The organism is Rhizobium sp. Pop5 (assembly GCF_024721175.1).
Lineage (GTDB): Bacteria > Pseudomonadota > Alphaproteobacteria > Rhizobiales > Rhizobiaceae > Rhizobium.
The window spans coordinates 229,206-242,542 of sequence record NZ_CP099398.1 but is presented as its reverse complement, the minus strand read 5'-3'; the positions used below and the strand labels follow the sequence as shown (position 1 = coordinate 242,542).

14 protein-coding genes and 5 pseudogenes are annotated in these 13,337 nt (G+C 57.2%); 9 read left to right on the top strand and 10 right to left on the bottom strand.

The genetic code is table 11. From position 1 onward, the window contains the following. Positions 1 to 136: 136 nt before the first annotated feature. A pseudogene (locus tag NE852_RS32585) lies at positions 137 to 274 on the bottom strand (CoA ester lyase); the annotation flags it as partial. 549 nt (positions 275 to 823) lie between these two features. On the opposite strand from NE852_RS32585, the gene NE852_RS01210 reads away from it, so the two are divergent. Next, positions 824 to 2,851 carry a type VI secretion system Vgr family protein gene (locus NE852_RS01210; protein WP_008536037.1) on the top strand — a complete coding sequence of 676 codons (2,028 nt, stop codon included), beginning with the start codon at positions 824 to 826 and terminating at the stop codon, positions 2,849 to 2,851. A gap of 457 nt (positions 2,852 to 3,308) precedes the next feature. Here the strand turns inward: NE852_RS01210 and NE852_RS01205 are convergent, their stop codons facing one another. After that, positions 3,309 to 3,437, bottom strand: coding sequence for a hypothetical protein (locus tag NE852_RS01205; protein ID WP_010068000.1), 129 nt, complete (start codon positions 3,435 to 3,437; stop codon positions 3,309 to 3,311). 207 nt (positions 3,438 to 3,644) lie between these two features. On the opposite strand from NE852_RS01205, the gene NE852_RS01200 reads away from it, so the two are divergent. The 3 genes from NE852_RS01200 to NE852_RS01190 all read left to right on the top strand — a co-directional run bounded on the left by NE852_RS01200 (position 3,645) and on the right by NE852_RS01190 (position 5,657). Further along, entirely contained in the window at positions 3,645 to 4,538 is an 894-nt protein-coding gene (locus NE852_RS01200; protein ID WP_258155571.1) for a hypothetical protein, read from the top strand. Between the two features lie 525 nt (positions 4,539 to 5,063). Further along, positions 5,064 to 5,369, top strand: a complete 306-nt coding sequence (locus NE852_RS01195; protein ID WP_004680432.1) for a hypothetical protein — start codon at positions 5,064 to 5,066, stop codon at positions 5,367 to 5,369. 69 nt (positions 5,370 to 5,438) lie between these two features. Further along, positions 5,439 to 5,657 (top strand): hypothetical protein, encoded by a 219-nt coding sequence (locus NE852_RS01190; RefSeq protein ID WP_037147006.1) that lies wholly within the window; start codon positions 5,439 to 5,441, stop codon positions 5,655 to 5,657. Between the two features lie 341 nt (positions 5,658 to 5,998). Here the strand turns inward: NE852_RS01190 and NE852_RS01185 are convergent, their stop codons facing one another. Both NE852_RS01185 and NE852_RS01180 read right to left on the bottom strand, forming a co-directional pair. Then, complete coding sequence (locus NE852_RS01185) at positions 5,999 to 6,298, bottom strand: hypothetical protein (protein ID WP_004680434.1); 300 nt, start codon at positions 6,296 to 6,298, stop codon at positions 5,999 to 6,001. A 256-nt stretch (positions 6,299 to 6,554) separates the two neighbouring features. After that, positions 6,555 to 7,010 carry a phasin gene (locus tag NE852_RS01180; RefSeq protein ID WP_096478357.1) on the bottom strand — a complete coding sequence of 152 codons (456 nt, stop codon included), beginning with the start codon at positions 7,008 to 7,010 and terminating at the stop codon, positions 6,555 to 6,557. A 435-nt stretch (positions 7,011 to 7,445) separates the two neighbouring features. Between NE852_RS01180 and NE852_RS01175 the strand changes: the two are divergent. Further along, positions 7,446 to 7,662, top strand: a pseudogene (locus NE852_RS01175) (transposase); the annotation flags it as partial. On the opposite strand, the gene NE852_RS01170 reads toward NE852_RS01175, so the two are convergent. From NE852_RS01170 to NE852_RS01160, 3 genes and pseudogenes are all read right to left on the bottom strand, one after another. Then, positions 7,630 to 8,142 (bottom strand): helix-turn-helix domain-containing protein, encoded by a 513-nt coding sequence (locus tag NE852_RS01170; RefSeq protein ID WP_225897203.1) that lies wholly within the window; start codon positions 8,140 to 8,142, stop codon positions 7,630 to 7,632. The pseudogene NE852_RS01175 and the gene NE852_RS01170 sit on opposite strands and share 33 nt — an antisense overlap. 98 nt (positions 8,143 to 8,240) lie before the next feature. Then, entirely contained in the window at positions 8,241 to 8,699 is a 459-nt protein-coding gene (locus NE852_RS01165) for a hypothetical protein (protein WP_011053402.1), read from the bottom strand. Between the two features lie 136 nt (positions 8,700 to 8,835). Then, positions 8,836 to 8,910 (bottom strand): annotated as a pseudogene (locus NE852_RS01160) (hypothetical protein); the annotation flags it as partial. Here NE852_RS01160 and NE852_RS01155 point away from each other — a divergent pair. Next, on the top strand, positions 8,875 to 9,141 hold the full coding sequence (locus tag NE852_RS01155; protein WP_185185231.1) for a hypothetical protein: 267 nt from the start codon (positions 8,875 to 8,877) through the stop codon (positions 9,139 to 9,141). The pseudogene NE852_RS01160 and the gene NE852_RS01155 overlap by 36 nt on opposite strands. A 787-nt stretch (positions 9,142 to 9,928) precedes the next feature. On the opposite strand, the gene NE852_RS01150 is transcribed toward NE852_RS01155, so the two are convergent. Further along, positions 9,929 to 10,105, bottom strand: coding sequence for a DUF3606 domain-containing protein (locus NE852_RS01150; RefSeq protein ID WP_008536033.1), 177 nt, complete (start codon positions 10,103 to 10,105; stop codon positions 9,929 to 9,931). Between the two features lie 474 nt (positions 10,106 to 10,579). Between NE852_RS01150 and NE852_RS01145 the strand changes: the two genes are divergently transcribed. Both NE852_RS01145 and NE852_RS01140 read left to right on the top strand, forming a co-directional pair. After that, the gene (locus tag NE852_RS01145) at positions 10,580 to 10,774 is read left to right on the top strand and encodes a hypothetical protein (protein ID WP_010068053.1); all 195 of its coding nucleotides are present in this window, start codon (positions 10,580 to 10,582) and stop codon (positions 10,772 to 10,774) included. 58 nt (positions 10,775 to 10,832) lie between these two features. Continuing rightward, a pseudogene (locus NE852_RS01140) lies at positions 10,833 to 10,943 on the top strand (IS630 family transposase); the annotation flags it as partial. 209 nt (positions 10,944 to 11,152) lie between these two features. Here NE852_RS01140 and NE852_RS01135 read toward each other — a convergent pair. Next, positions 11,153 to 11,343, bottom strand: a pseudogene (locus NE852_RS01135) (IS630 family transposase); the annotation flags it as partial. 173 nt (positions 11,344 to 11,516) lie between these two features. Then, on the bottom strand, positions 11,517 to 12,428 hold the full coding sequence (locus NE852_RS01130; RefSeq protein ID WP_008536031.1) for a LysR family transcriptional regulator: 912 nt from the start codon (positions 12,426 to 12,428) through the stop codon (positions 11,517 to 11,519). A gap of 242 nt (positions 12,429 to 12,670) precedes the next feature. On the opposite strand from NE852_RS01130, the gene NE852_RS01125 reads away from it, so the two are divergent. Continuing rightward, positions 12,671 to 13,336, top strand: coding sequence for an ABC transporter permease subunit (locus tag NE852_RS01125; protein WP_029875813.1), 666 nt, complete (start codon positions 12,671 to 12,673; stop codon positions 13,334 to 13,336). The last annotated feature ends 1 nt before the right edge of the window (position 13,337 follow it).

The following is a 13,337-nucleotide window of genomic DNA, read 5'->3' as shown; positions in this document are numbered from 1 at the left end:
GTTGGGTCGCTGCGGCAGACTCGGATGGTCCAGTTGGATGGGCAAGAGGAAAACGCGCCAGCACGCCGATGACTTGACAACTACCCCGACTGACCGGGGCCCACCGGCTGCCGCATGGCACTCTCCTGAAACGGACATCCATGATGCGGCGGGCCCGCTCGACCTTCTTTTCGGGCGGGGAGAAGATCTCCTTGGCGAGATCGATCTGGAACGGGTGAATGGCCCACGTAACCTCGATACCAAGTGCGGCGGCACGGCGGGCGGCGGCTTGGAAGGCCCGTTATGACAAGCATCGGAAGCTCGACTCTCTTCAGTAAGCTCAACGCAAACTGCAATGGGACCGCCAAGGCCCTTTGCAAAATTCGCCGTGACGCCTCTTTGGAACGTTATCGCCATTTTGACGCCCTTGAGGCTTCAGCAGCGGAGAGGCCTATCGAGCCGACGATCGCGGCGAAACTCGACCACCGTGGTTGTCCGCTCGGGCGCTGCGCCCTGGGCCTGGTTGAATCTTCCAGGAGACACGTCGTCGCTAGCACCGCCGGAATCCGCCAACTCATCGATGTTACAAGGCCGCATGGCGAGATTTGGGTGGGACTTAGCGTGGGTGAGTTCCAAGAGACCCACACGCTTTCTTCACCCCGCCCTCCCCCGCTTGGCTCTGACGATGCGGGCCAGCAAGACATCTTGGCTGAGCAACGGTCGGCGATTTCGATGCACGAAATAAACGCTTTTCGGCATCTTCGCCGATGGCTTCGGCAGCATCCTACTCACGCCATCGGGCGCAACCGCGCCTTCTCATCAAATCTGCGGAACACACACCACCATGGTCGAGTCAAGAATCGAGAGTCTCTTAAGGCACAATCGTTTTGTTGCGGTCACTTCGGCCGCGTCCGAGTTGAATGAAATCTCTCTCCGGCGGCTCAGTGGCACCGAGCGACTGGGGGAACCTTTCCTCTACGAGGTGAAGCTCGCCAGCCGCAATCCAGTTCAGAACTTTGCTACGATCCCCGGTCAAAACCTGACAATCGGCCTTAAGCTCAAGGACTCGCAAACGCGCTTCTTCAACGGTGTTGTTACGCGCTTCCAATATCTCGGCCTCGACGATACCGAGCACCTCAACTACGTGGCGCAGGTGCGGCCGTGGATTTCATTGCTCGAGCATCGCTCTAACAGTCGGGTCTTTCAGAACAAGACGAGCATCGAGATCATCACCACGATTTTTCGAGAACATAAAGGCAATTTCAAGAATCAGACCGCCCGACGGTTCCCACAGCGCCCATATTGCGTCCAGTACGATGAAACGGATCTGGCCTTCGTCAGCCGCCTCATGGAGCAGGACGGCATCTACTACTATTTTGAACATGCTGAGGACCAACATGACCTGGTGCTGGTCGACAACGCCGCGAGTCACATGGCCTGCACGCCTGAGATCGTAGAGACCCACCACAATCTCAGGCCTGCCCGAAGTCTTTACCAAGAAGATGTCATCCTGCATTGGGACGAGGTCGTATCGCTACAGCCGAACAAGGTCGTTCTCAGGGACTATGACCATGAGAAGCCGATGGCAGAACTGACGTCTGTCGCGCGTGTTCCTCCCGTGAGGACAGGCGGCATTCCGCCATGCAAGCTCACGGGAAGCGCCATCACCCGACCGCGGGAGAGCGTGGCGGTCAGAACGGGCGAGACCTCGTCGGCAAGCAGCGGCTGCACGGCAATGCGGGAGGTCTTCGAGTATCCAGGCCAGTATACAAAAAAAAGCGATGGCGATTTCTACGCCACCATCCGTGCCGAGGAACTCGCCTGCAACGCTTATCGCGCGCGGATCGAAAGCACTGCGCGCCAGATAACGACCGGGTCATTATTCAAGGCGGCAAATCCCTTCTACTACGGCCAGGTCGGTTCCCGCCCGAAACCCACCGATCGCTTCCTGGCAGTCGGACAGGACTTCACTGTCATCGGTGAGGTGGGGGACGATCTCACTGCGGACACCGTGGGGGGGAAGGGCGTGCGGTTCCTCTATCACAGCAACGTGGAGATTATCCCCGCGACCACCCAGTACCGACCGAGGCGCCGCACACCGGCGCGGTTGATTCACGGACCGCAGACGGCCGTCGTCGTGGGCCCCGAGGGCGAGTCGATCGCGACGGATAAGTACGGCCGTGTGAAGGTTCAGTTCTTCTGGGACCGAGAAGGCGGAAAGAACGAGAACAGCTCCTGCTGGATTCGGGTGGCCCAGAACTTCGCTGGTAAGGGTTTTGGCAACCTGGTCGTCCCACGGATCGGCCATGAGGTCGTGGTTGATTTCATCCACGGCAATCCCGACACGCCCCTGGTGACCGGCGTCGTATACAATGGCTCAAATCTGCCGCCTGAAACCCTGCCGACTGACAAAACGCGGTCGACCTTCCGGACGCATACCGATGGCGGCGCCGCTAATGCCTACAATGAACTGCGCTTTGAGGACAAGCAGGGCCGTGAGGAGGTCTATTTGAAGGCCCAGAAGAATCATACCGTCGAGGTCGGGAATATCTACAGCATCGACGTCAAGAGACACTTCCTCCTGACCTCGGGCGGCGCCGCGCCCGACTCCCCTGCCGCAGCGGCCTTAGGTAGCCGCGTCGAGGTAACACCCGACAAGATCCGCCTTGTAGTATCGGGCAGAACCGGCCCGCAGGCCATCGAAATCAGCGGCGATGGGATCGCCATTATCGGCACGATGATTGGCGTTATGGCAACGCCTCCGCGGCTCGGGTCCATCGTCTCCATGCCGCCGCCGACACCGGGTCCACCCACGCCGTCGATAATGAAGCTTATTGCGACACTCGGGCTGCCGCCTGTTACGCCCGAGTGACACGATGTCAAGGTGAACTGGTTCTGGGCCTCGGCTGTCCGGAAGTCGTTGCCTTTAAGTCGGCAGGGCCCTGCAGGCGTAGAGAAAAAGCGTAACGGCTTCGGCGTCGTAAGCTGACCTACCAAATCAACGTGACACTGCGAGATTGCCCGAAAATGAGGAAAGGTTATCGCGCGTGAGCGTTTGTTCCGGGAACTTGCGCCTCAGTTAGATGGAGTTGCCACGCGAAATCGGCCGCAAGCGGCTCCAAATGCGTCTGGTTTAGGTCTCCACCAAGCTGGAACTGGTGGATGAAATACCTTTATCACTCGGCGTCACGAAATTGCGATCAGGGGCGCGGGCGGCGCAAAAATCAGCGTTCTCGATCTGGGCGTTACAGCGCTGCTTTGCAGGGCGGGCTCTCGCCTCGAAGCGCTTCTGGCGGAGCGTGGCCGCCTCGAGCAGCAGTCGAAGCCTTTCACCATGCTCGAAGGTGTCTCGCTTCTATTTGCGTTTCGAGTTCCTGATAGGCGCTGGCCATGCCTGTCAGGCCGAGTTTGCGCAGCATGTCAATGGTGGGATTGTTCAACGTCGCGATAAAAATCATGCGCTGTCCAGCTCGAGGGAGGACGCTGGCCATGCCCCCGAAGCATAACGGGATACGAATTTGGTATTGGAAGGAAAGGTCGCGGCGGAAATAACATCAGCAGTGACGCAATGACCTAAGGAACGACGCAATGTACGGCAGAAGGCAGGGGGTGTTGGCAATAGTTCCGAACAAGGCGGTGAAGACACCTTTAACTGGGTTGAAGGCTTGACTGGCTCCTCGTCCGGCGAAGCGGCACTGAAAGAAATTTTACTGGCCTGGGCGGAAGACGGGCAGCAGGAGCAGGACGAGGACCGGCACGAGGCAATGGCACGGATCGAGGCCTGGACGGAAACCCGCAATTTTCGTGCCCCCCTGAACTTAACATCGCTGTCCCTAACGGCACTGCCCCCCACCTTACCGGCCGGCCTCCAGCGGCTCAACGCCAATGACAACCGGTTGGGCAGGCTGCCCAACAACCTCCCGCCCGGTCTGCGAAAGCTCTCTGCCTGCGACAACCAGCTGACCACGCTGCCTGAGGTTCTTCCGGACATGCTCGAGACGCTCTACGTCGACGGCAACCGGCTGACCAGATTGCCGAACGAGCTTCCTTCCGGACTAAAGTATCTCTACGTCAACCACAACCGGCTGACCAGTTTGCCCGATAACCTGCCGCCTGAGCTCAGGGAGCTTCATGTCACCCGCAACGAAATCGCGCACCTGCCGGAGAATCTCCCCCTCGAATTGACGGATCTCCGCGCCGAACTCAATAATATAATTCGCCTGCCCGAGCGCCTTCCTGCAAAGCTCACGAGGCTCGAAGTCCCTCACAATGAACTGACTAGCCTACCCGAGGACCTCCCGGCCACCCTAAAGTGGCTCAGCACCGACAGTAATGAACTGACCCACCTGCCCCCTAACCTGCCGAGGGGGCTGGAGGAGCTTAGCGTTCGTGGAAACAACCTGAGAGGACTTGGCGACGGGCGAACTGCACTGCCGTACATTCTGTCGCAGCTTCCGCCTCATTGCAAAGTGTACCTGAATAACAATCCGCTGCCAGATCGACTGCGGGCGCACCTGAGCGCGCAAAGCGGGACGAGCCTTCCGCAGATCTTTTTGTGATGCTGCCTGACAAACGGGCCAAACTAGGTCCCTGCGTTTTGAGTAAAAGGCCTTTTGCCGAAGCCATGGCGGTGGGGTGCAGGCCAGGTATGACGCGTGCGGATCAAAAACAATGAGTTTGCAGGTTTATGCCGCTCGCCGGAATGTGTTGAGTTGTGGAAGCAACAGACGTCTCACTGAAGACTATGGCCGGAAAGCCCAGGCTCGGCACTTGTGTCCTTCGGGCGACCTTGCATGCGAGCCAGTTCGTACAAAGGATTACCCGCTATCGCGTACCAGGAGGTGCGACGCTTACGGCCTAGAGGCATTGCCGCCGGTTGGAACGTTCGGAAGCTGGACCCAGATTTCAACAGGCCTCAAGCGCATCCACCATTTCCACATGGTCCACCCCCAGCATCGCGTATTCGTTGATCTAACTACCCGAGACTCCAGCCTACGGGCCTATTTGCATTCGTCGGCGATCGACGACTCTGTCGCCTATTAGTTGAAATAGGGTTTCGTGGCGAGCCAGCAGAGGAACAGCCCATGGATGAGAAAAACAGCCCCATTGTTTGCATCTCGGGTGTAGACGAACGAAAGCTCGGCGCCGCTCTAATCGCGGTCCAATCGGCATTTAGTGTCGCGATTGCGGAACTATCGAAGCTTCACAAAGGGAACAGTCCTCAGTGGTTCGAAGACCTGGAGGAGGTGGTAATCGCTAACGCAAAAGGCACAGTCACCGAGGGCATCTCGCTGGATGTCGAGGTGGAAAGCCTCAAATTCGGCATCGACGTCCTTCGGGCGATCTTAGATGTCAGCCGCGTTGAGCTAGGCTTTGCAGCAAAGGAATAACCTTTCGCCCAAACGAGGTCTCGATGCTATTTGGCGCCGGAGATGTTCGATGCACACTCGAACCTTCGCATGAGTACCGCGCTCGTCGCCAAAGTCGCCCGCATCGTCACCAAATGGTACGGTCGTCCGACAAACCAGGAGGTCTTGCCGCAGATGATCGACGATACGACCTATGCATGGCGCACCGGCGTTTTTGAGGCAACGCGCGTTTTCCATGCGGAAGACCCGGGCGGACCAACCTTCATCGGGGGCAATTTGCGCAAGCCGGACTCCCATGGAAGACAATAACTTGTCGGACGCTGGGCGCACGAGACTGAGGGACTCAGCGTTGAAGATGTGCCGACAAGCTCGGCATTAGCGATGCACCCTGTATAGCGGGCAGCGACCGCCTTGCCATGCTTGAAGATGCCCTGAGCCGACACGCCCACAGTTGATAAAGATGTCGACTCAGTACCGCCGGCCGCTCCTCACCTTCTACCTTGCTGAGCCGCCAGCCATTGCGGCTCGTGGCAAGGATTTTTCGGACTCTTCCCGAGAATATGCACAACGCGACGCAGCGCTTGTCGACCCGCTGTTTCGTGAAGTTCGCGCTCGCCAGGAAATGGTGCGTGATGAGCCCTTTGTAAGAGTCACCCTTGCGCCGGCAGTCCGAGACCTCCCCGTTCATCTGGTTCGTCGTCTGGAATCGCAATCGATCGATGATCGACCTCCGCCCCTTCGTCGCAGGGATACACATCAAGTGGCATTGACCTGGACAGCGACCGCTCGCGCTGGAGCGCCGAATACCGGCGGCGCATTTCACCGGACGCAATCGACCCTGCCGTCCAAAGAGCGACCAGTTCCATGAAACCCGGGTCTTCATCGATCCGGATTCCTCGCGCCTTCCAACGCGCGATGACCCGCTCGGCTATGTCCCTGCGTGAATCCATTACCACTTCCCTGCCCCCTGCCCCCTACGCGGTTAGATACCAAGATGGTGGGTTCTTCGCCAGTTCAAACCGTCCAATATGTCACGCCGGCCGCCCGCGATCCGTTTTCAGGAGCTTGTTAGCTGGAGCTATCGAGATCGCAGGACACACTTTCCAGCTCTCTCCCGACCTGATGGTCCCCGTCACCATCTTTTCCGTCCATGAATAAGGTAGGCCGCCCCCGATCAGTCCAGGCGATTTAAGTGCGAGTCCGCTTTTACGTCGCCTTGAGGTCCGTCAGCACCTTGTCAAAAGCATCCTTGACCGGCTTTGAGATTTCCTCCACCGCCCTGCTTGAGAGCACCCGGACTTCCTTGGCGTGCTGCAAACTTGTCTCAACCCGCTTGCGGAAAAAGGTCGACTGCTGTTCGAGGATCTGCGACGGCGAATTCGCGCCCAGCAAAGCTTGCAAATGTGAGAAGCTGGCCTCGGCGTCGGCCTGCAGTGCAGCGATCGTCTTCCACCACAATTCGTTGCCGAATAGACTTGTCGTTTCGAGGATCGGAGGCAGCATTTTCTGTGTCGCTTCAGCGCCGGACGCAAATTTCAAAAAAGCCTCTGTCACCTTCTTGTTCCCCTTTTCAACAGATGCGGCGAACTGATCTGGCACCTTGAGCGACGATGACCCCGGGTTTTCGATCGTTTCAAAGGATCTTTCGGAAATCTTGGTCATTGCATTTTCCTTCTCTTTGAGTTGGTTGCAAGCTGTGACATCGGGATTGACCCTTCCGCCGGCGGATGCATGGCCGCTTGGTAGAACGCGGATCCGATGACGAACGGTCAGGTGGCCTCCGTTCCGTTCGTTTCATGAACCGGCATAATGCAGACTGCTTTCTGCCGCTTGTAACCAGGGATCAGCAAACACCATGCCAACTGCTCCGACGCGCCAAGAAGATGATTTTCTTTTATCAATGGGCGGGTTGAGGGCAGGTTGATGTGTATTTGAGGGAGAGACCGGCGAACAAAACGTTCCAATCACGACAAACCTGACAAAAGTGGCGGATGCCCGACATTTGCGAGAAATGTCGACGGTTGCGCTGGGGACAAGGGAATTCACGTGGACTTCAAATCGCGCCAAGGATCATGTGCCTGTTCGTGGCTAAGGGGCGTTACCCGGAAAATCAAAACTCGCGGAGCTCTCCGCTATTCCATATCGCGCCGCGATATCTTCGAGCGCTTCCTGAAAGACGGCCGCGTCGAAGTGGACTCCACATGTTGAGCGGGCAATCAAGCCCCAGGCGTTAAGAAAAAATAGCCTGTTTGCTGAAGGTGACGAGGGCGCGACATACTCCTCATCTGATGATGTCTATAAAAGAGGATTTTGAACCGGATCCTGAGATATCGGACGCCGGGATCGCCTGGCATCGGCTTCGCGGCGCACGGTTTCGTTGTTGAAGGTCGGAAAGCTGGATGATCCACGGCGCTCCGGTGCATAACTGGCGAGCGGGAAGGACACCGCTGCTGACCATCCGGTAGGCGGTAGCTCGACTCACCTTTAGAATGTCGGCGGCCTCGTCGAGGGTTCTCTCACCGCGTTCGGCCCGTTCACCTTCTCGATAGACGGAGATGCCGTGGATGTTGCGAAGACTGCAGACGTGGCTTCGCGTCCAGCTGGCGCCATGCCCTGTCCGCTTGCCGGATCGATTCAAGATCGCTGCGATCGACAAATCGGGCAACTGCCTCGCCAAGTTGCGAACGAGATCGACAACATCAGCCTTAACTGCCCAGCGGGTCTGGCCGATCTTGTTTTTCTTCACCGTCATCCGGGTGTGATCGCCACCCTGCCAATGAATGACGAGCGCCAATGTGTCGTCAACGGTATCGACAATGATTTCTTTGATCAGCAGCCGAATGATCTTTTGGCGTGTCTCGATAGACGCGTCGGGACCTGTGCCATGCCTTACTATAGATCGCTACCGAGCATCATCAATCTTGTACGGTCGTCGGCCGATAAAGCAGGCGTGTTACGGTCGGTCGAGAGCATCTCGAACTGGACCTCGAGATCACGCAATAGGATCAGCTTCTCATTCCAGCGCCGCTCCAGTTCGCCGGCGACCAACCGATTGCCCGGATCGACAGCATCATACTGGCGGCGCGCCCTGGCAGCCTCGTATTGTGCTTGCTTGATTAAGTTCTCGAGTTGCTGTTGATTGTCGCTATGACGCTGCGTGTGCGCCTCCATTGCCCGCAAGGCCGCCTCGATTCCCAGAGGTTGCAATCGCTCGAGCACCTCCTGCGCCACGGCCCGATCGACCCGCATGCCGCCGAACCCGATACAGTTGCCGACCGCCATGGCGCCGAACGTGCCGCGACAAACATATCGCTGCGTATTGCCGCCTTTCCCGGAGTATTGAATGTGCAATCGGCGACCGCAGCGACCGCAACGGAATAGTCAGGCAACAAAGCTTGGCGCGCAGTTCAACGAGTTTGGTTGCCGAAAGGCGCGGCGCAGCTACGATCTCGATCGAACTTGCCGCAGGATCAAACATCCATGCCGGAATTTGAAATGAACCACCGTGTGCCAGAATGAGCAGATAGTGAACGCCTTCGTGCTCATGGCTGCCGGTTACCAAGACGGTTTGGTCAACCAGTGGATGGAAGGGATAGGTGACCCTTGCTTCAAACGTCGGAAATCCGGCATTATGAACCCGGCTCGGAAGGCGGCGGCAGGACTTGGGCGACGATCGCGACGCTGCTTCAAACTGCATTTTGCCGCGCGCGGCAAAAGCACGTTTATACTGACCAGCAAACTATGCCGATTAACCGACTTTGCCAACGTTTCCGGCACCATAGCGGCCGCCTAGTCGGCATAGCTTTGGGTCTCTCCGTCGCGAAGGAGAGGACACATGAACGCAACTCAGGATCGCATCGCCCTATGCAGGAAGCTAGTCTACAGTCCACATCGGGACGACGATGCACGTGGCACTCGCTAAGCCTGTTTCGGGATCTGATCGACTGGCATGTCGGCAATGGAATACTCCGCAGGATTAGCGAGGTTCACGTCGACCGCTTCCCTGAGCATCGTTTCAAACACTGGAGACCCGACTCGGGCGATTGATCGGCGCTCCGCCGCTCGCCTTTGGCGTTACGGGAGAATGGCTTAATACCGACCGCGCTTCCTATTCAGCGCAGTGAGCACGAGAAGATCGACGATGCTGGCCGGTCCCAAAAACGGGATGGCAGCTTCTAGAAGTCGATTGAACGGACCGGTCGGGACCGGCGTCCGCACGCGGTGCCCCACGGTCTGTCGGCCTCTGAATTCTGTTCTGCAGGTAAAGTCAGCCGACGCCGTCGCGTATCGCGACTTTGGAGCTCGTTGGGTTCGCTCGCCAGCCCCTTCCTCATGCGATGCGGCTCCGCCCGTTTGCAAGAAACGCTCCGGCGTCCCAATACTTTTGGCTTTGCTCGACGGCGCTGTATCCCGCAGCTTCGATAGCCTTGCTCCGAAACGCTTCCTGCGGGGTCGTCAACTCCTGCAGTCAGGCGCCTTCCGCCGCTGCGTTATGATCCGTCGGAGCCAGACTTTCAGCGGCTGTTTCCGCCGCTGACTTTATGGCTGCGGACCCTCACGGTTGAACTCTCCAACCCGGATTAGTGCCGGTCGAGTTCGGCTTCGACCTTCTTGCGACTGTTGCCTACGTTCTTCACGGTCTTCTTCACCGCTTCCTTGGAAATGCCTTCCTTCCGGGCTTCGTACTTCACCTCGTGATCCTGACCACCTGCGACGCGAGCACGATCCTGGCTGGGGGCTTTGGATGTGGTTGCCATGGTGAGATCCTCCTAATGTCGGTCCTTACGAACGGGCGCCGATTCAATAAGTTCCGGCCTCCGTTATGGTGAGGCGCGCTTCGGCGATGTCGCGGACGCGCTGCACATGGCCTCGGGCGAGATGGTTCACTTCGACGATGAGATCGCGCAAGGCATATCTGCGACCGCAGTTAATCAGTAGCGGACAATTCTTCCCAGGCAGTTGGTACGGCTCGTCGTGTGCCTATGAGCAAACCCATGGATTGATTGTCATAGAAAGCAGGACTAGAACAACAGCGCTAATGCAGGAGCGCTCGGCATCCGAACGCAGAACAAGATCGCGGCGGAAGCCACGCAAGAGCGTCGTCTGCGAAGAGAAACCAAGCGGCTCGGCAGGTTGCGGCTAACCTCTGACCGAGTCGGCACCACGAAGGAGCCAACCCATCGGGGACAGATCCCCCTCAGCCGCTACATCAACGTGATTTGGAGTTTGGAATGGATCAATTTGCTACCGCCGACAACACCTCCGCAGCCGCTCGTCGCCGCGAAGCCAGGATTGCGAAGGGCTACAGCCTTGAGGACCTGGCCATCGCCACCGGACTTACGGTCGAGGAAATCGCAGCGGCCGAGGAACCCCTTCAGATCGTGCCTCAGCACCACCTCGAGCGCATTGAGCATGTGATCTCATAGCTTCCGTCGCCACCGGCACGCGGTCCCGGTTTAGGGGCCGCAGTCAACCACGGAGGGCGCGGAACGAAAGATCGATGCTCTATGGGACGTCCTAGGCGCATTGATGCTCCGCTTCACGCCGACAGAATGCGCAAACTACTTCAGGGCTGCTGGATATGAGCCGGATTGAACAGGATTTGCTCTAGTCGATATTGCGTCCAATTGAAGTGTCATCCGCCATTTTAAGATAACTGCAGAATCACTTAAAGAGAACATGGCACCAATGATCGCACAAACAACCGGTCCGCTTCTGCCAACCGACGCAGTTCCGATTGTCGCGATGTTCTTCTACGATATGGCGCAACTATCTGCTCGGTGGCTTAGGTAAGCCACCGCCGTTCGCGGCTTGTGGCTACTCATCCTGCCGGGCTGCGCTGTCCGTCGCGTCACGCGCCGCACCCAATCGATCGCGATGCTGATGCCAATGCGGAAGCGCTTGGACGCCGCCCGGCACCGCCGCCCGGCACCACACCCCTCCTGTATCACCGCTTCTACAACTTCTCGCGGTTATTCGAAACAGGTCTCGCCATCCAGCTCAGCCTCCTGACCGGCCAGAAGGATGAATCTGATTTGCGTCATAGGGAATCCTTCTCACGGGTCTACCTAAAATCATCCCGCTCTAAGCTTACGCGCACAACTCGCGGTTCAGCATGAACTCGCAACATCTGTTTTCCGGTGCGAGGGTCATACCTCGATGCGATCGTCAAGCAGCCCGATCTGTCAAAGCCGCGACTATCTCTTCCAATGCAAATCTTAGGCTATCACTCAGCTTTCGATCTTTTTGCCAAACGACGACGTAGTGATATGTTGCCCCTGGCTGAAATTCGCGGAATGCAACGTCGAATTCAGCATATTCGCTCGCAATGATCTCGTTCGTAATCGAAACGCCGATCCCTGCCATGACATAGCCAATGTCATGGCCATTGGCGTCATATTCCACGGCGATGTCAGGAGCGGTTCCCATATATCGAAGGGCATTGACGCTCATTTGGTGAGAGGCAATTTGCGGGTCGATATCGATGATCGCCTCACTAGCAAGATCTTCGGCAGTGACAAGCTGCTGTGCCGCAAATCGATGGTTGGCCGGAAAAAGACATACGTTGGTGGCCGAGCCGACGGGCACCCAATCAAGAATGCGCTCATCAAGAGGCAATCGGGAGATGCCAAGATCCGAGCGGCCGTTTAACACATGATCTGCAATCTGCTCATAAGTTCCTGATTTCACCTGAACGGCGTAAGAGCGGCTTCTCTCCCGAATCCTTTTGACCACTTTCGGCAAGGTCGCGAAGGAGAAAGCGCTTGGCGCCGCGATGCCGATCATTCGCGTATCGTTGTTCCGCAGGAAGTCGATTGACGGTCCGATCCGATCAAGTCCGGCAAACGCCGCGTCGATCGTGCGTAGAAATTCCCATGCCTTGACGGTGGGGATCAACCTGTTGTTTTCCCGACGGAAGAGCGCGAAGCCGACAGTCTCCTCTAGCTGCTTGATGTTTTGGCTGACCGCCGGCTGGGTTATTCGCAACATCTGCGCTGCGAGCCTTTCCGAGCCGGCGCGCATAACCTCCCGCAATATTTGAAGGTGGCGGATCTTCACTCCGGAGTCGGTGATTTCCATGGCCGGGAATCTCAATCGTGGTCGAGCGACGCGCCTCATAAGTTGCGCTTATCAAAACTTCCTGAATCTTATAAATTGACGGCGGCAAGTCAAAGTATATTTTTGACATACGCCAAACTTAGAGCGCTGGTTAAGCTAATAAATCCAATCTACCCTCGGTTAAATCTCGGCAAGCTCTTAGTATATGTCGGGAGAATACCTTTCCGATTTCGGTGCGCTCGCTAGAATATTGGAGACTTTCATTGTACGCATTTGTAGATCAATTTTTATCTGGATTGAAGAACACACTTTTAGTGTTTGCCTTGAGCTGCGCTTTCGGGACCCTATTAGGTTTGCTTATTGCCGTTCTCCGCAACTCGACCCGCAAGTCGGTTTCATCGTGCATGCGGGCCTACACGGGCATCATCCGGGGTGTTCCGGAACTTCTGATCATCCTCCTAACGTATTTCGGCGGAACCGCCCTTTTGAGCGCGATTGCCGGTGGCTACATCGAGATTAATGCATTTGCGGCCGGTGTCGCGGCACTGACCGTCGTGTTCAGTGGGTACGCCGCGGAAATATTCCGTGGTGCGATCAACGCGGTTGCACCAGGCCAACGAGAGGCTGCAGCGGCACTCGGGCTTTCGAACTCGCAGATTTGGTTTCTGATCATCATTCCCCAGATGATCCCGATCGCTCTGCCGGCATTCTGTAACCTCTGCATCTCCTTGATAAAGGATACATCGCTGATTTCCGTCGTCGGGCTGACGGATGTCATGCGCGTCGCCTATATAGGCGCAGGCTCACTGCGCGCTCCACTCCCCTTCTATCTCGCAGCGTCTGCAATCTACCTCGCCCTCACAAGCCTGTCGCTTCTTTCGTTCCGGTTATTGGAGCGCCGCTATTCGCTCCCGGCGATGAAAGGTTGAG

What these genes read in the sequence shown, in the direction of transcription:
- NE852_RS01210 (WP_008536037.1), top strand. Translation starts at nt 824, where the DNA reads ATGGTCGAGTCAAGAATCGAGAGTCTCTTAAGGCACAATCGTTTTGTT.
- NE852_RS01205 (WP_010068000.1), bottom strand. Translation starts at nt 3,437, where the DNA reads ATGATTTTTATCGCGACGTTGAACAATCCCACCATTGACATGCTGCGC.
- NE852_RS01195 (WP_004680432.1), top strand. Translation starts at nt 5,064, where the DNA reads ATGGATGAGAAAAACAGCCCCATTGTTTGCATCTCGGGTGTAGACGAA.
- NE852_RS01190 (WP_037147006.1), top strand. Translation starts at nt 5,439, where the DNA reads ATGAGTACCGCGCTCGTCGCCAAAGTCGCCCGCATCGTCACCAAATGG.
- NE852_RS01185 (WP_004680434.1), bottom strand. Translation starts at nt 6,298, where the DNA reads ATGGATTCACGCAGGGACATAGCCGAGCGGGTCATCGCGCGTTGGAAG.
- NE852_RS01180 (WP_096478357.1), bottom strand. Translation starts at nt 7,010, where the DNA reads ATGACCAAGATTTCCGAAAGATCCTTTGAAACGATCGAAAACCCGGGG.
- NE852_RS01150 (WP_008536033.1), bottom strand. Translation starts at nt 10,105, where the DNA reads ATGGCAACCACATCCAAAGCCCCCAGCCAGGATCGTGCTCGCGTCGCA.
- NE852_RS01145 (WP_010068053.1), top strand. Translation starts at nt 10,580, where the DNA reads ATGGATCAATTTGCTACCGCCGACAACACCTCCGCAGCCGCTCGTCGC.
- NE852_RS01130 (WP_008536031.1), bottom strand. Translation starts at nt 12,428, where the DNA reads ATGGAAATCACCGACTCCGGAGTGAAGATCCGCCACCTTCAAATATTG.